Source organism: Cellvibrio sp. GW822-FHT04B05, assembly GCF_058800985.1.
This window is the reverse complement of the sequence record NZ_JBXAMU010000001.1, coordinates 896,010-913,243: the sequence shown is the minus strand read 5'-3', so window position 1 is coordinate 913,243 and position 17,234 is coordinate 896,010. Positions and strand designations below refer to the sequence as shown.

The 17,234-nt window shown below is 45.9% G+C and carries 11 protein-coding genes; 2 read left to right on the top strand and 9 right to left on the bottom strand.

Features of this window, described 5'->3' with window-relative positions; genetic code table 11:
* The first annotated feature begins 241 nt into the window (after window positions 1-241).
* On the top strand, window positions 242-2,674 hold the full coding sequence (locus AC1RJL_RS03710; protein ID WP_492911768.1) for a YgiQ family radical SAM protein: 2,433 nt from the start codon (window positions 242-244) through the stop codon (window positions 2,672-2,674).
* A gap of 145 nt (window positions 2,675-2,819) precedes the next feature.
* Window positions 2,820-5,048 carry a bifunctional serine/threonine-protein kinase/formylglycine-generating enzyme family protein gene (locus AC1RJL_RS03705; RefSeq protein ID WP_492911398.1) on the top strand — a complete coding sequence of 743 codons (2,229 nt, stop codon included), beginning with the start codon at window positions 2,820-2,822 and terminating at the stop codon, window positions 5,046-5,048.
* Between the two features lie 66 nt (window positions 5,049-5,114).
* Here the strand turns inward: AC1RJL_RS03705 and AC1RJL_RS03700 are convergent, their stop codons facing one another.
* From AC1RJL_RS03700 to bamA, 9 genes are all read right to left on the bottom strand, one after another.
* A complete protein-coding gene (locus AC1RJL_RS03700) occupies window positions 5,115-6,062 on the bottom strand; it encodes an acetyl-CoA carboxylase carboxyltransferase subunit alpha (protein WP_492911397.1) in 948 nt (315 codons plus the stop codon).
* Between the two features lie 221 nt (window positions 6,063-6,283).
* Entirely contained in the window at window positions 6,284-9,817 is a 3,534-nt protein-coding gene (gene dnaE, locus AC1RJL_RS03695; protein ID WP_492911396.1) for a DNA polymerase III subunit alpha, read from the bottom strand.
* Window positions 9,818-9,844: 27 nt separating this feature from the next.
* On the bottom strand, window positions 9,845-10,453 hold the full coding sequence (gene rnhB / locus AC1RJL_RS03690; protein WP_492911395.1) for a ribonuclease HII: 609 nt from the start codon (window positions 10,451-10,453) through the stop codon (window positions 9,845-9,847).
* A 15-nt stretch (window positions 10,454-10,468) separates the two neighbouring features.
* Window positions 10,469-11,614, bottom strand: a complete 1,146-nt coding sequence (gene lpxB / locus AC1RJL_RS03685; protein ID WP_492911394.1) for a lipid-A-disaccharide synthase — start codon at window positions 11,612-11,614, stop codon at window positions 10,469-10,471.
* A gap of 79 nt (window positions 11,615-11,693) precedes the next feature.
* Window positions 11,694-12,464 carry an acyl-ACP--UDP-N-acetylglucosamine O-acyltransferase gene (lpxA, locus tag AC1RJL_RS03680; protein ID WP_492911393.1) on the bottom strand — a complete coding sequence of 257 codons (771 nt, stop codon included), beginning with the start codon at window positions 12,462-12,464 and terminating at the stop codon, window positions 11,694-11,696.
* 33 nt (window positions 12,465-12,497) lie between these two features.
* The gene (gene fabZ, locus AC1RJL_RS03675; protein ID WP_435783638.1) at window positions 12,498-12,935 is read right to left on the bottom strand and encodes a 3-hydroxyacyl-ACP dehydratase FabZ; all 438 of its coding nucleotides are present in this window, start codon (window positions 12,933-12,935) and stop codon (window positions 12,498-12,500) included.
* Between the two features lie 30 nt (window positions 12,936-12,965).
* Entirely contained in the window at window positions 12,966-13,991 is a 1,026-nt protein-coding gene (gene lpxD / locus AC1RJL_RS03670) for a UDP-3-O-(3-hydroxymyristoyl)glucosamine N-acyltransferase (RefSeq protein ID WP_492911392.1), read from the bottom strand.
* Between the two features lie 18 nt (window positions 13,992-14,009).
* On the bottom strand, window positions 14,010-14,522 hold the full coding sequence (locus tag AC1RJL_RS03665) for an OmpH/Skp family outer membrane protein (protein ID WP_492911391.1): 513 nt from the start codon (window positions 14,520-14,522) through the stop codon (window positions 14,010-14,012).
* Window positions 14,523-14,566: 44 nt separating this feature from the next.
* Window positions 14,567-17,224 carry an outer membrane protein assembly factor BamA gene (gene bamA / locus AC1RJL_RS03660; protein ID WP_492911767.1) on the bottom strand — a complete coding sequence of 886 codons (2,658 nt, stop codon included), beginning with the start codon at window positions 17,222-17,224 and terminating at the stop codon, window positions 14,567-14,569.
* Window positions 17,225-17,234: the final 10 nt, after the last annotated feature.

Here is a 17,234-nt window from a genome sequence, read left to right as displayed (position 1 = left end):
CGATTCTTAAGTGATTATTGCTATCAGATTTCGAGCTTAGCAGATGTTCCCGTATTTCAACTATTACCTCAAGTTTCAGCTTAATGCTGTATAGGCAAGCCTATTTCTGGGACAATAGCCGCCTGATTCTTCCCCAGCGCAGTACCCAAGCATGAACAGCACCGCCAAACATCTGTTTTCCTACGCAAAACCCAATATCCACGCCCATGTGAAAACCTATAAGCCCGCGCCCTTCCTGCCGATGAGTCGGCAGGAAATGGATAATTTGGGCTGGGATAGCTGCGACATTATCATCGTGTGCGGCGATGCCTATGTGGATCACCCGAGCTTTGGTATGGCAGTGATTGGCCGGTTTATGGAGTCTCTGGGGTTTCGTGTGGGTATCATCGCCCAACCTGATTGGCGCAGTGCCGAACCCTTCAAGGCGCTGGGCAAACCCAACCTGTTTTTTGGTGTGAGCGCGGGCAACATGGATTCTATGATCAACCGCTACACTGCCGACCTGCGTATGCGCTCGGACGACGCCTACACTCCCGGCGGCCAAGGCGGTAAACGTCCCGACCGCGCAGTAACTGTGTACAGCCAACGCTGCAAAGAAGCCTACAAAGATGTGCCGATTGTGCTCGGCGGAATCGAGGCCAGTTTGCGCCGCATCGCCCAATATGATTACTGGAGCAATGAAGTCCGCCGCTCGGTATTGATCGATGCCACTGCTGACATTCTGCTATATGGCAACGCCGAACGCGCTATTGCCGAAATTGCGCATTCGTTGGCGGAAGGTAAAAGTATCAAAGAGCTGGACAGTATTCGCGGCACAGTGGTTATTAAAAAAGAAGCACCCGCTGGCTGGACGGAAATCGATTCAACACGCATCGACTGGCCAGGCAACATCGATAAATTGCCAAATCCCTATGAATATCAACACAATCCAAAATCCGTTGTAGATGCTGCGCAAGCAGACGTTAACAATTCACAAATTGGTTTACGCCAACTCGATCCGGAAAAAATGGCCGAGCAAATTGCAGCCTTAAATCCGGAAGCCGCTGATCAATTAAAGACGCAGGGTTGCCCTGCACAGGGAATCGAAAGCGAAAAAGTGCTCAATCCCAATGATCCGCAGCCGATACGTATTATTCCCATGCCATTACAAAATCGCAGCGACCTGGTTGATAACGAAAAAGTGTATGTGCGTTTACCTTCATTCGACAAAGTACGCAAAGACTCGATTTTATATGCGCACGCCTCGCGGGTTTTGCATCAGGAAGCGAATCCTTATAACGCGCGTCCGATGATCCAAAAACATGAAAACCGCGAAGTCTGGATCAACCCGCCACCGATTCCGTTGGAAACCGATGAACTGGATGGTGTGTTTGATTTACCCTACGCGCGCGTGCCGCATCCGAGCTATGGCAAACAAAAAATTCCCGCCTACGACATGATTAAAACCTCGGTGAATATCATGCGCGGCTGTTTTGGTGGCTGCACATTTTGTTCAATCACCGAGCATGAAGGCCGTATTATCCAAAGCCGTTCGCAAGAATCGATCCTGAAAGAAATTGAAGATATCCGCGAAAAAGTACCGGGATTTACCGGGCATATTTCTGACTTGGGCGGCCCCACTGCGAACATGTATCGCCTTACCTGCAAAGATATGCCAACGCTTTCCAAATGCCGTCGCCTGTCTTGCGTATACCCGACCATCTGTAAAAATTTAACCACCGATCACAAGCATACAACAGCGCTTTATCGCGCTGCGCGCAACGTTAAAGGTGTGAATCGCATCTCAATTGCATCGGGTTTGCGTTATGACTTAGCCGTACGCGATCCCGAATATGTAAAAGAACTAGTCACACATCACGTTGGCGGTTATTTGAAAATTGCCCCCGAGCACACCGAAGATGGCGTGCTTGAGCAAATGATGAAACCGAAAATGAGCAGCTACTACGATTTCAAACGCATGTTTGATAAGTTTTCGAAAGAAGCAGGCAAGGAACAATTTTTAATTCCGTACTTTATCGCCGCTCACCCAGGCACGCAGGATGAAGATATGCTCAACCTTGCACTCTGGTTGAAGAAAAACAATTTTGAAGTGGATCAGGTGCAAACCTTTTACCCATCGCCCATGTCACTGGCGACTGCTATGTATGTAAGCGAACGAAATCCGCTGAAAAAGCTCACCTATAAGAGTGGAAAAATTAATATCCCACGCGGAATAGAACAGCGCCGCCTGCAAAAAGCCTTGTTGCGCTATCACGATCCAGCTAACTGGCCGATTATCCGTGAAGCATTGCGCAGCATGCGCAAATCTCACTTAATCGGCAATAGCACTTCGGCGTTGATCCCGGATGAGAAAGCGGATACGCGCACGACCGGGCGCGGCCACAACCCAAATGCGCGCGCGGGGAAACCAGGCGGCAAACCCGGTTCAGGAAAGTTTACTGGCAAAGCGGGCAATCACCAATCGACGTCCATAGCGAGTAAACCTGCAGCCAAAGCGTTTGGTGATAAGTTTGAAAGTGCCAAAAAATTCAATGTGCAGGCAACCGCTACCAAGCCGACGAGATCATCTGCGAAAAAAGAATTCATTGGTACCAAGACGAGCAAACCGCAACATAACAATAATCGCCCCATCGGGAAAAAACCTCACGGCAAACCCGGTAGCCCGAAAAAATAATCTCCGCTTCTGCCTACCGGTAAGTGATGGATGAACGCAGCGCAAAAGGATTTGTGCAACACAGCCAGTTTATATTCAGCAATCTCCGTTAAAATCAATCGCGACATATTCCTCTTTGCCTGCACAAATATGATTTATTAATAAGATGCAAATTCCTGGCTATACCATCATCAAAAAAATTAACAGTGGCGGCATGGCGACTGTCTATCTTGCGACCCAACACAGTGTCGGGCGCACAGTGGCATTGAAAGTCATGAAGCCTGCGCTTGATAAAGACCCGGAATTCCATCAGCGTTTTCAGCGTGAAGCTAACATCATTGGACAGCTGTCCCATCCCAATATTATTCCCATCTATGACATTGGACGACACCAGGAATTAAATTACATCTCCATGGAGTTTTTATCCAAAGGTTCACTGGATGAAAAAATCAGTAACGGAATAACTATCGAGGAAACTTTAAAAATTGCTTTGGGAATTGCGGCCGCATTAGAACATGCACACAGTAAAGGTTATGTGCACCGCGACATCAAACCGGAAAACATTCTCTTTCGCGATGATGGCTCACCTGTACTCACCGATTTTGGCATTGCACGGACGATAAAATCCAAAGCCAATATGACCCAGGCAGGAACTATTGTCGGCACGCCCTACTACATGAGTCCCGAACAGGCAAAAGGTGAGCCCAGCGATGGTCGCTCTGATTTATATAGTTTGGGTATAGTGCTGTTTGAAATGCTGACCGGGCAGCGACCGTTTCATGCCGATAGCTCGCTTGCGCTGGGAATAAAACACATCCATGAACAAGCCCCCAGGTTGCCGCTCAATTTATTTGCTCTGCAACCTACCCTGGACAAATTGCTCGCTAAAAAACCCGAGCAGCGATTTCAAACGGCAAAAGAATTAATCGCAGAACTGAAATCTTTTAATACCAACACATTTTTGCTGCACGGTAAAAATGGAAGAGCATCATTTTTACCGTTAATAAAAACCGCAGGGCATTTGATTAAGCAAAATGCCAGATTTCTCGCCCAAAAAGCATCCGTTCACGTTCAAACATTAACACGCAAATTTAAACGGCAATCAAATGAAGTTCCTTTTGTTCCTGCTTCTGCACTGCAACAAACACTCGTTGCTACGCGGATATCAGTTCCCATTTCAGGTAATCAATCTGATGATTTATCCAGACACGAAATCTTCAGCGAAAACCGCCACAAACGCTATTGGATTTATAGTGCCATAGTTGTGCTAATTTTATTGGCCGCTGGCAACACCATTATTTATCCTGAATCTGGAGTAAATACCGCTACACAATGGGCAACTCTGGTACCTGATAACAAAAATACTGCGACAGCGGAAAGTTTTGATGCAACCACGAATACCTTAAGGTTTACCGTCACACCTTCCCCTGCCGAGGCGCGCATTAGAATCCTTAACATTAAAGAAAAGTACGCGCCCGGCATAGCGCTTCCAGCGGCCGCCTACCACATCGAAGTAAGTCACCCCGGTTATCTCACCAAAACCAAATGGATACGGTTAAACCAAAGCAATCAGGCATTGGATGTAACGCTACAAAAATCCACTCAAATAACAGACACGAGCCAATTACCATTATCCGATATGGTGCGCTTAACTGGCGGTAATTTTTTGATGGGTAATGCCAATAATCCCAATGATGGCAATACCAAACCAATCAATATTGGACAGGATTTTTTTATTGGCCGCTACGAAATTACCTTTAACGAATATGATTTTTTTGCGCTGGCGACCAACCGTGCATTACCCGATGACATGGGCTGGGGGCGCGGCGAACGCCCCGTTATCAATATCAGCTGGGATGATGCTATTGCCTACGCGAATTGGCTGGGCAAAACGACAGGAAAAAATTATCGCCTGCCGACCGCAATTGAATGGGAATATGCTGCGCGCGGCAATACTACGAGCAGTTATTGGTGGGGTAACAATGAAGCTGATGCACAACAACGGGCAAACTGCCGCTATGGCTGTAAATCATTATGGAAAATTTTTTTTAATAATGAGACAAAACCTGTTGGCAGTTTTCCTCCCAATGATTTTGGTATTCATGATACCGCAGGAAATGTTGCCGAATGGATCAATGATTGCGCCGATAAAGTATCGAAACAAAGCTGTTTAAAACGCGCTGTGCGTGGCGGATCATTTGTTAGTAATGTAGAGTCAATTACGGCTTATTCACAGATTGCGTTTACGGCAAGCAAATCACGCAAATCTATTGGCTTTCGTCTGGTACAGGAAATTCCACCACCACAACTTCGCGATGAAATCAAAAGCGACCAAAAGCCGCGACGCCGCAATATCTTCCGGGAAATCTCCGACAGTATTTTTAAACGCGATTAAATCTAAAACTGACAGACATAAAAAAACCGCTGACTTTTATCAGCGGTTTTTTTATGCTATTCGTATTTAATTACCGTAGCTCATCAAGCGCTGGTAACGGCGCTCCAGCAAAGCATCAATAGGTTCTTTGCTCAAGCGATCAACCTGTGCAATCAAACGCTCCTGTAGCTTTCTCGCCATATCATCGGTATTGCGATGGGCACCGCCTAAAGGCTCAGGAATAGTTTCATCAACAATTCCCAAGTCTTGCAATATCTTGGAAGTCACACCCATCGCCTGGGCTGCTTCCGGTGCTTTGGCAACAGTTTTCCAAATGATGTTGGCGCAACCTTCAGGAGAGATAACGAAATAGGTTGAGTATTGCAGCATGTTCAATTGATCGCCCACACCAATCGCAAGAGCACCACCGGATGAGCCTTCACCAATTACAGTACAAATAATAGGAGTGCGCAGGCGCGACATGACAGCAAGGTTTTGTGCAATAGATTCGGAAATACCGCGCTCTTCCGAGTCGATACCTGGATAGGCACCGGGGGTATCAATCAACGTCAGTACAGGGAGCTTGAAACGCTCAGCCATTTCCATCAAACGCAAAGCTTTGCGATAGCCTTCAGGACGCGGCATACCAAAGTTGCGCATCACTTTTTCATGGACGGTGCGGCCTTTTTCTTCGCCGATAACCATTACCGGTTTGCCATCCAAACGCGCTACACCACCGATAATAGCGTGGTCATCCCCAAAATGACGGTCGCCATGCAACTCGTCAAACTCAGTAAATACACGGGAAATATAATCCGATGTATAAGGACGCAAAGGATGACGGGCAACTTTTACGATATCCCAGGCAGTCAGCTTGGAATAGATAGTTTCAGTCAGCTTGGTGCTTTTTTCACGTAACTTGGCAACTTCATCGGCAATGTTCACATCCGAACTATTGCCAACCAATTGTAATTCTTCAATCTTGCCTTCGAGTTCGGCGATGGGCTGTTCAAAATCCAGATAATTCAGATTCATAGCGAGCTCTTGATCCGGGTAGGAAACTACCATTTTGACTTGTGAGGTAAGTGCGACAGCCTGCTATTGTCGACTTTTCAGTCAGAATAGCAGGAGGCACAATTGGGTCGCTACCTTACGCGAAATGGGCGATTTAGTCGATCTTTTCCAGCGAAATTGGGGGGAAATGCCTCCTGATATGACCGTTGACAAATGGCAAAAATAAGGCATCTACATCAGGATTAGTAGACCAGTTTGACTCGCCCGCTGCCGTAACTATCACGCAAGCGCTGTAATAATTCATCTTCCGGCCGAACGTTCCAATGATTGCCAAAGCGCAATTGCGCGCGCGAATCACTGCGCAGGTAGTCAACCACTATCGCGCAACGCGCCTCCTGTTGTGGTGACTGGCGATAAGGATCCAACATTTCACCTAACTCCCGTGAAAAATTGGCCGGTAAGGCGCCAGACTCCAACTCTAACCAGAGTTCACGCACCTTTTCCTGACGCACGTCGGCAAGCAAGCGCAAGTTTTCGGCACTCATTTTTAACATGCCGCTAAAATCGTCATACCTCACCTGACCACTGATCACCAACAGGCCCTCTTTCGCTAAAACATCACGCGAATTATTAAAGGTCTCGGCAAACAGTGTGATGTCCATGCGTCCGGTACGATCATCTATAGTCAAAATGGCCATATTGTCACCGCGCTTGGTTCGTACAACCCGCTGCGAAATCACGAGCCCGGCAATTGTCTGGGTGCCTTTTTCCGGCTTTAAGTTGGCGATGCGCGAGCCGACCAAGTGGGTTAACTCACTTTCATATTCATCGATTGGATGACCGGTAAGATATAAACCCAAGGTTTCTTTTTCAGCATTCAAACGCTCTTTCATCGTCCAGATGCGTACACGTCTGAAATCGCTGTACACATCGGCAGTCGAGTCATCGCTTGCAATAACAGCACCGAATAAATCCATCATGCCCGCATTGGTGTTCGCCATTGCCTGCTCCGCAGTTTTTACTGCTTCACTCATAGCTGCAAACATCACCGCACGGTCGTGATCAATATTGTGTTGCGGTGTATTGCAGGTTGGCCCCAAATTATCGGCCGCGCCGGAGCGAATAATTGCTTCCATTGCCCGCTTATTGACTTTGCGTGAATCAACGCGGGCGCAGAAATCGAATAGATCTTTAAATGGGCCGCCCTCATTACGCGCGGCAATAATTGATTCAACCGGCCCTTCACCCAAACCTTTAATCGCACCCAAACCGTAAATAATTCGACCTGCATCGTCTACCGTAAAATGAAATTCGCCCGAGTTAACATCTGGTGGTAACAATTTTAATTTCATCGTGCGGCATTCTTCGATAAAGGTAACAACCTTATCGGTTTTATCCATGTCCGAAGACATAGTTGCCGCCATAAAATGCGCTGGGTAATGCGCTTTTAGCCAAGCAGTCTGATACGAAACAATTGCGTAAGCAGCAGAGTGAGATTTATTAAAACCGTAGCCCGCAAATTTTTCCACCAGGTCGAAAATTTTAATCGCCAACTCAGGATCCACCCCCTGATTTTTTGCACCGCTTTCAAATACCTCACGCTGCTTGGCCATTTCCTCCGGCTTTTTCTTACCCATTGCACGACGCAACATATCAGCGCCGCCAAGTGTGTAGCCCGCAAGCACCTGCGCGATTTGCATTACCTGTTCCTGGTAAACAATTACACCGTAAGTCGGTTCCAAAACGGGCTTTAATGTGTGATGCTGGAATTTGGCATCGGGATAAGCAACTTGTGCGCGGCCATGCTTGCGGTTAATAAAGTCGTCAACCATTCCCGATTCCAACGGGCCAGGACGAAAGAGCGCTACCAATGCAATCAGATCTTCGATATTGTCTGGCTGCAAACGTTTAATCAAATCTTTCATGCCGCGCGATTCCAACTGGAATACCGCAGTCGTTTCAGCGCGTTTTAACAAACCAAACGTTTTGGGATCATCAAGCGGAATCGCACTGATATCAAGCCGTTCTTCGCCTTTTTTAATGCGCTGTTTATCGATCATAATACGCGCCCAATCGATAATCGTAAGCGTACGCAAACCGAGGAAGTCAAACTTCACCAAGCCCGCTTCTTCCACATCACCTTTATCAAATTGGGTAACCAAACCGCCGCCCGTTTCATCACAATAGAGTGGCGAGAAATCGGTAAGTTTGGTTGGTGCTATTACCACACCACCGGCATGTTTACCCACGTTACGCGTCAGGCCTTCAAGCTGTACTGCCATCTCCCAAATTTCACCGGCATCGCCATCCTGCTCAATAAATTCTTTAAGCTGCGGCTCCTCTTGTAGCGCTTGCGCAAGTGTCATACCCGGTGTGGGTGGAATCATTTTGGAAAGTTTATCGGCAAGACCGTAAGACTTTCCTTGTACACGTGCCACATCGCGCACTACCGCTTTTGCGGCCATGGTACCGAAGGTAATAATCTGGCTAACGGCGTCGCGGCCATAATTATCAGCAACGTAAGAGATAACCTTATCGCGGTTATCCATACAGAAATCGATATCGAAGTCGGGCATGGAAACCCGCTCGGGATTCAAGAAACGTTCAAACAGCAAATCGTATTCAAGTGGATCGAGATCGGTAATTTTTAACGAATAGGCAACGAGCGAACCCGCCCCCGAGCCACGTCCCGGCCCTACCGGAATATCATGGTCTTTAGCCCATTGGATAAAGTCCATTACGATAAGGAAATAACCAGGGAATCCCATTTGGTTAATAATATCCAATTCGAAATTCAAACGGTCTTCGTATACTTTGCGACGCTCAGTGTAATCCGCAGCAGATTTATCCAGAATCCGCTCAAGTCTTTCATCCAACCCTTCATGGGAAATTTTACGGAAAAACCCGGCCTCGGTAAGACCTTCCGGCACTGGATATGCTGGCAAAAAATATTTACCCATTTGGATATTAATAGTGCAGCGTTTGGCGATTTCGATCGTGTTGGTAATGGCTTCAGGAATATCACTGAAAAGCTCAACCATCTCTTCCGCAGAGCGTAAATATTGTTGGTCACTGTAACGACGTTCGCGACGGGGATCATCAAGCGTGCGCCCTTCGCTAATACAAACACGGGCTTCATGCACCTCAAATTCGCTGGCTTTTAAAAAGCGCACATCATTGGTTGCCACTACCGGGCAATTTAATTGCGACGCTAAATCCACTGCTGCGTGGAGATGATTTTCATCGTTTTCTCTTCCGGTACGCTGCAACTCAAGATAAAACCGGTTAGGGAAATCCTGCATCCAGGCCTGTAGCAATTCGGCCGCTTGCGTTGTTCTGCCACCTAGCAAAGCCATGCCTATATCGCCAAACTTTCCACCGGATAATGCAATAACACCTTCACTGTGCTCGCAAATCCATTCGCGCTGTATATAGGCAACACCTTGCTGCTGCCCCTGCCGCCAACCGAGGGAAATCAACTCAATAATATTTTTATAACCCTTATCATTCATCGCCAATAAAGTGATGAGCGTTGGCTTACCTTCACTATCGTTGCTGGTGATCCAGAAATCGCTGCCTGCAATCGGTTTTACGCCAGCACCTTGCGCTGCCTTATAAAATTTAATCAGTCCATAAAAATTGGTTTGATCGGTGATTGCACAAGCGGGCATATTCAATTCTGCCACACGTTTAACAAGCGATTTAATTCTCACCAAGCTATCGCTAAGCGAGAATTCGGTATGCAAACGCAGGTGCACAAAATTAGCAGCGGGCATAATAATTTTCTTGAATGGATAAAATAATTAGAACAGCGAAATTTGTTCGATTTTTGCTCGCACAGGAGCGTAGGACGTACGATGTATTGGTGTTATCCCCAACCTGTCCAGTGCATCCATATGAACCTTGGTTGGATAACCTTTATGATCGGCAAAACCATAACCTGGATATACTTTATCCAGCTCAATCATTTCACGATCACGCGTTACTTTGGCGAGGATTGAAGCAGCACTGATCGCGGCGACCCGACTATCACCTTTCACAACTGCCTCTGATGTGTAATTCCATTTTGGCAGTTTGTTTCCATCAACCAGAACATGCTCCGGTTGAATATGCAGTCCTTGAACAGCACGGTGCATAGCCAACAAACTGGCTTGTAAAATATTGATTTTATCGATTTCTGCAACAGACGCACGCGCAATACACCAGCTCTTTGCTTTCAACTGGATTTCAATAAATAATTGCTCGCGTTTTTTTTCGGTAAGCTTTTTGGAATCATCCAAACCAATGATCGGGTTTTCAGGATCAAGAATAACCGCAGCGGCTACTACGTCACCCGCTAACGGCCCACGCCCTACTTCATCACAACCGGCGAAGAATAAACCTTGATAAACACTGATAAATGGCTCAAGCACAGGGACACCTTGATATTAATTTTTTTGGATTAATCGAGCAACTGCTTCAGCGGCGCGAACGCTGGCATCGCGTTTTAACTCGATGTGCATTTGCGTAAAAGTTTGACTCAATGCCAAAGCCTCATCAGGATTTTCAAAATAATTCATCACCGCAGCACATAGCGCTTCCGGCGTTGCTTTATGCTGCAGCAACTCAGGTACAAGTTCCTTTTGGGCAAGCAGATTAGGTAAAGAAATCCACGGAGTTTTTACCAGCCAGGACAAAATTTTGAATGTGATAGGAGCCACAATGTAGGCAACGACCATTGGCTTTTTCAGTAATAGCGCCTCTAAGGCTACAGTGCCGGATGCCAGCAACACTACATCTGCTGCTGCCATAGCATCGTGAGAGTGACCATTAATCAACTCAATAGGAAAATCCACATAATCATTTAATTCAATATGCAACTGGCGGTAGCGATCCGGGCTTGCCGCAGGAATAATAAATTGCAGACTTGGATCTTGCTCGAGGCAATGTACTGCGGTACGCATAAATAATTCACCCATACGCTCAACTTCACTTGCGCGACTACCGGGCAACAACGCAACTATGCGCCCTTCTTCTGGCAAACCGAGTATTTTACGGGCGGCCAACTTGTCTACCGCTAACGGAATTTCATCAGCAAGGTGATGCCCGACAAACTCTACCGGAACATTGTGCTCATGATAAAACTTCGCTTCAAATGGCAACAAAGTCAGCATTAAATCTACCGCTCGCGCAATTTTAAAAATCCTTTTTTGTCGCCAGGCCCATACGGAGGGGCTTACATAATGAACCGTTTTAATACCTTGCTCTTTGAGCGATGCTTCCAGAGGAATAGTAAAATCCGGTGAATCGACCCCAATAAATACGGAAGGAGGGTTAACGATAAAATGTTCGCGTAGAAATTTGCGGATGCGCAATAATTCAGGGAGGCGCTTTAAGGGCTCAATCAAACCCATCACAGCCAAACGATCTTGCGGAAAATAAGAATGGAAACCTTGTGCCAACATGCGTGGCCCGCCAATTCCGGAAAACTCTGCTGTAGGAAAATGCTTACGCAGCTCTTGCATCAATGCAGCGCCAAGGATATCGCCGGAGGCCTCTCCGACAACAATACCTATGTGTATGTGATCAGACACTCAGCCCCCTGGATTTTTATTGCATTACTTATTGCAAGAACGGTGCAAATAGGTGCACAGAAAAATTAATAACTGGCGATTAGCGAACTATTCCGCGTGTAGATGAATGCAGAGAATCAATCAACACTTGTAATGCAGGAGATTCTGCAGTTTGCGGCTGCAATTCAATCAACGCCTCATCCAAAGTCAGCCCACGACGATAGATCGTCTTATAGGCCTTGGTCAGCAAATTAATATCTTCTTTAGTGAAGCCTCGACGACGAAGTCCTTCTGCATTAATATTTTTCGCCTCCGCCGGACTGCCATTCACCATGACATAAGCAGGTACATCTTTACCGATTGCAGTACCCATTCCGGAAAAACTATGAGCACCGATTTTACAAAATTGATGGACCAAGGTGAATCCACTAAGAATTGCCCAATCACCAATATGTACATGCCCTGCAAGCGCTACGTTATTCACCAGAATGCAGTGATTGCCAATCACACTGTCATGACCTACATGCACATACGCCATCAACAAATTATGATCACCAATAGTTGTCTCGGCGCGATCCTGAATTGTTCCGCGATGGATAGTTACACCTTCACGGATAACATTGTGATCGCCAATAACCAAGCGAGTTGGCTCACCTTTGTATTTCAGGTCAGGGGTGTCTTCTCCTACTGTTGAAAACTGGTAGATCTGATTGTGTTTACCAATAACGGTGGGACCTTTTAGCACCACATGAGACGCGATTACGGTGCCTTCGCCAATCTCGACATGAGGTCCAATAATTGTCCAGGGACCGACTTTCACATCCGCCGCAAGTTTGGCTTCGGGATGAATAATTGCAGATGGATCTATCAAAATAGTTTCTCGCTAATTTAAGGCTAACGCGAATTAAACTTTGCGATCAGCGCAGAGAATAGTGGCAGATGCTGCCAATACACCATCGACGCTGGCTTTACACTCAAACTTCCAAATACCGCGCTTCTCGGAAATAACACGAGATTCCAATTGCAATCGGTCACCTGGAATAACCTGACGCTTGAAGCGAACATCATCTACTCCCGCAAAAAGATAAATCGAACCATCTTGCGGTTTTTTGTTCATGGTTTTGAAACCCAAAATCCCCGATGCTTGGGCCATAGCTTCAATAATCATTACACCAGGAAATACAGGACTTTGGGGGAAATGACCATTAAACACCTCTTCGTTAACGGTAATATTTTTGTACGCAATAATCGATTCGCCTTCAATCAATTCTACAACACGATCCACCAATAAAAATGGATAGCGATGCGGAAGATATTCGCGAATTTCGTTAACGTCCATCATGGTACAAACCCCAAGCAATCAATGAAAAATTTATTCCGCACCATGAGTGCGTTCAAGTTTTATTAAACGTGTTGCCAATGCATCCAATTGACGAAAACGCACTGCGTTTTTACGCCAATTTTTAGTCGATGATAATGCTGTGCCCGATGAATAAGATCCCGGTTCTGAAATTGAAGCAGATACCAGAGACATAGCGGTGATATGCACGTTATCAGCTAATACCAAATGCCCGGCAATACCCACCGCACCGGCAATAGTGCAACCGGCTCCAATTGTTGTACTACCGGCGATAGCACTATGCGCAGCTATCGCTGTATTTCGCCCAATGTGAACATTGTGAGCTATTTGCACCAGATTATCGATAATTACACCATCATCGATAACAGTATCATCCAGCGCACCTCTATCAATGCAGGTGCATGCACCAATCTCTACTTTGTTGCCGATCTGCACACTACCTAACTGGTGAATTTTAACCCAGCTTCCTGCATCAGGCGCGAAACCAAAACCATCGGCACCAATTACACAACCGCTGTGCAGCAAGCAATCAGCACCAATAATAATGCCATGATAAATACTGACATTACTTACCAGTTGGGTGTTTTTGCCAATTACACTGTCGTTACCGATATAACAGCCAGGACCAACACTCACCCCATCCCCCAAGACTACACCATCCCCAACTACTGCATTCGCTCCAATAGAAACCTTTTCACCAAGAATACACTCACTCCCCACAACGGCGGTTGGATGTATACCTAAAGGAGTTTCACGGCGGAATTCAAATAGTGCTGAGAGACGCGCGTAAGCAATGTAAGGATTTTTGACTATTAGTTTATTGCCTGCAAACTCGTCGGCGAGATTTGCATTGAGCAATACTGCACCCGCCCTGGTCGATGTCAAATGCTTTTTATAAGCAGGACTGGCGATAAAAGTCAGATCAGTATTATTTGCAGATTGTATAGAAGCAAGCGCTCTTATTTCTTGTTGTGAATCACCGCGTAGCTCGGCACCGAGCAATTGCGCCAATTCTGACAGCAGATAAGAACGCTTCATTATCTAAAAGACCTTGGTTTACTTAGCTTTATTAAGCAATTCAGTAACTTTTGGCGTCAAATCATTTTCCGGCTTCGACATCATCACCGCTTTCGCATCAACAATCATAGCGATGTTTTCAGATTCAACGAGTTGCTTAACAGCAGCCTCCATTTTCGGACCAAGCTCTTGCATGATTTGTTGCATCAATGCCTGCTGTTCTGTCTGCAGTTTTTTACCTTGAAATTGGTAATCTTGCCCAAGGCTCTGCAATTTCTTTTCTTTTTCAGCAACTTGTTCTTTGCTCCATACCGCACTGTTTTTCTGGTATTCAGCTTGTAGAACTTTAATATCCGCGGCCAAACCATCAAGCTTGGTTTTTGCAGCTGCAAATTCCGCACTCTTTTGCAATTTTTCAAATTTAGCTTTTGCTGCTGTAGTTCCCATTACTGCACCAGTTGGGTCAAGTACAACTACTTTACCTTGCGCCCAAGTAACAGCTGACATTAGCGATAACGCAACAACAGCAAATATTTTTTGTGTAACAGTCACAATCTATTCCTCTTTAATTTAAATAGTAGATTAAAACATTATTGTTAGAAAGTTTGCCCCAAGGAGAACTGGAACACTTCTGTTCGATCCGCCTCATTTTCATGCAATGGTTCCGCAATACTGAAAGTCATTGGGCCAAAACCGGAAATCCACGTTAAACCAAAACCAACTGATGTGTTAATACGACTAAGATCGACACCATAACAATTTACCTGAGTCGCACCACAATCTGTATCAAACACATTCCCTGCATCCAGGAAGAAGGTTGTCTGCAAAGAACGTTGATCCTTGATAAAAGGTAACGGGAACAGAATCTCTGCACCGCCCTGAATCAATACATTGCCACCAAACGCACCACGGGTCCGACTAGTATAAGTACTACCTACAATAAGATCGCTTACTAACTCACCCGGATTACAAATACGCGGATATCTATTCGAGTTAGATCCAATACCTGGCGCGTCAGGGTCTTCACACAATATATATGCCGGACCACCACGTTCACCTACCTGTACAATCCCATCCCCATTGAGATCATCCCAAACGGTGTATGCGATAGTTTCATCAGTGCTTCGCTGCGGCGAACTACGCGGTCCAAGAGTATTACGCTCAAACCCACGAACCGAACCGAAGCCGCCGGCGTAGTAATGTTCAAAGAATGGCAACTCATCCAGATCACCATAAGCACCGGCGTATCCCAAACGAGTATGCAAGCGCAATGTAAGGGAGCGAGTCAGCGGTTTAAAAATTTGACCGTTGTAGCCAAATTTATAGTATTGCAAATCACCGCCCGGCAATGACAACTCGAAAGTTAGCTGCTGTGAAGCTCCACGGTTAGCCAATATTCCGCGGTTAAGTGTCGAACGCAGCCAATACATGCTGACTTGTGCATCGTTAAAGGTATCACCATAAACATCCAGAAAGCCGGGTGCACCCAGCATATCTTCGGTGAAAGATTTAGATTCATAACTGCCATTCGGAAAGTCGATACCACTAACAAGTTGCTGGTTTAAAGCATAATTTTCGGACTGGGTAATGTAACCCATGTTTGGATTCCAGGCCGGCGTGCGAATAATCTCCTGCGAGGAATAGCGCGTTGGTTCTACTTCCAGGCTACGCAAACCAATATCAAATCCTATACGCTCAATATCGGAAATAGGATAACCAAAATTAACCTTACCACCGTATACGTTCGTACTGTAAGGAGTGATGTTGTATGAACCGTAATCGCTTTTGGTGTAATACAAACTCACACCACGACTCACACCATCAGGGGTGAAATAAGGATCGTTATAGTTGAAGTTATAAGATGTTTGATAGCGGTTATGGCTGAAACTGAAACCAACTTGCTTACCGGTACCAAACCAGTTGTTTTGCTGGATGCTGGCGGAGAACAACAGGCCGGAATATTGCGCGTAGCCAACTTGCAACCCCATACTGCCCGATGGCTGCTCTTCAACGGTGTACTCAACATCGATTTGATCTGAAGTGCCAGGAACTTCTTTATTCTCTACCTTAACTTCTTTAAAGAAGCCCAAACGCTCCAGGCGAACTTTGGAATTTTCGATTTGCGCCGAGTTAGCTGAACCACCTTCCATCTGACGCATCTCGCGACGCAGGACTTCATCGACCGTTTTCGTATTGCCACGAAAGTTAATGCGGTTTACATAAGCGCGCTTGCCCGGCTCAATAAAGAAAGTAATTTTTACCGTCTTATCTGCATCATTACGCTCGGGCATACCTTCTACTTTTGCGAAGGTATAACCTTCATTACCTAAACGCTTGGTCACATATTCTTCTGAAGTCGTCATCAGGATCTGCGAGAAAACCTGATCTTTCTGCATCAGAATCATGCGACGAATAATTTTTTCATCAATAGCAGGATCACCAGCGAGTTCAATATCGCTCACCTTATAAATATCACCTTCGCTGATATTGACGGTGATGAAAATTTTAGCTTTGTCCGGGCTCAAAGAAATTTGCGACGAATCAATTTTGAAGTTCAGGTAACCACGGTCCATATACCAGGACTCAAGGCGCTCCAGATCTCCTTTCATTTTTTCTTTGTTATATTTGTCGTTACCGGAAATCCACGACCACATACCTGTTGTTTTCAGCTCAAATAAATCGATCAACTCTTCTTCAGAGTAAGAGTTGTTGCCTACGATATTGATTTGTTTAATACGTGAAGGGCTACCTTCATCGATTTTCACCAGAACCTTGACCTGGTTACGCGGCATATCTTCAATTTCGATATTCACGCTTGCGCCGTAACGTCCCTGGTTAACATATTCGCGCTGCAAGGCCTGAGTGATACCTTCCAAGGTTGCACGCTGGAAAATTTGGCCTTCTGACAAATTATTATCTTTAAGACTGTCCATCAGGTTTTCAGTTTTGATGGCCTTGTTGCCCTTAAGCTCAATTTTGTTAATGGCCGGACGCTCTTTGATCACCAATACCAGAACATCACCATCGCGCTTGATGGCAACATCGGAAAAGTAACCCACCTTAAACAATTCGCGAGTTGCGTTTTGAATATCGGCCTGGTTAAGAACATCACCAACACGGATTGGCAAAGCACTGAATACCGTACCGGCAGAAACACGCTGCAAACCTTCTACACGTATATCGCTTACACGAAAGGTTTGCGCCTGCACGGCAAAAGACAGGAAAAGCGCTAGAAAACAGCCAAAAATTCGCATCAAAACTCGC

Excerpts from the sequence above, each read along its gene's own strand:
- AC1RJL_RS03710 (WP_492911768.1), top strand. The coding sequence starts at position 242 with ATGAGTCGGCAGGAAATGGATAATTTGGGCTGGGATAGCTGCGACATT.
- AC1RJL_RS03705 (WP_492911398.1), top strand. The coding sequence starts at position 2,820 with ATGCAAATTCCTGGCTATACCATCATCAAAAAAATTAACAGTGGCGGC.
- AC1RJL_RS03700 (WP_492911397.1), bottom strand. The coding sequence starts at position 6,062 with ATGAATCTGAATTATCTGGATTTTGAACAGCCCATCGCCGAACTCGAA.
- dnaE (WP_492911396.1), bottom strand. The coding sequence starts at position 9,817 with ATGCCCGCTGCTAATTTTGTGCACCTGCGTTTGCATACCGAATTCTCG.
- fabZ (WP_435783638.1), bottom strand. The coding sequence starts at position 12,935 with ATGATGGACGTTAACGAAATTCGCGAATATCTTCCGCATCGCTATCCA.
- lpxD (WP_492911392.1), bottom strand. The coding sequence starts at position 13,991 with ATGAAGCGTTCTTATCTGCTGTCAGAATTGGCGCAATTGCTCGGTGCC.
- bamA (WP_492911767.1), bottom strand. The coding sequence starts at position 17,224 with ATGCGAATTTTTGGCTGTTTTCTAGCGCTTTTCCTGTCTTTTGCCGTG.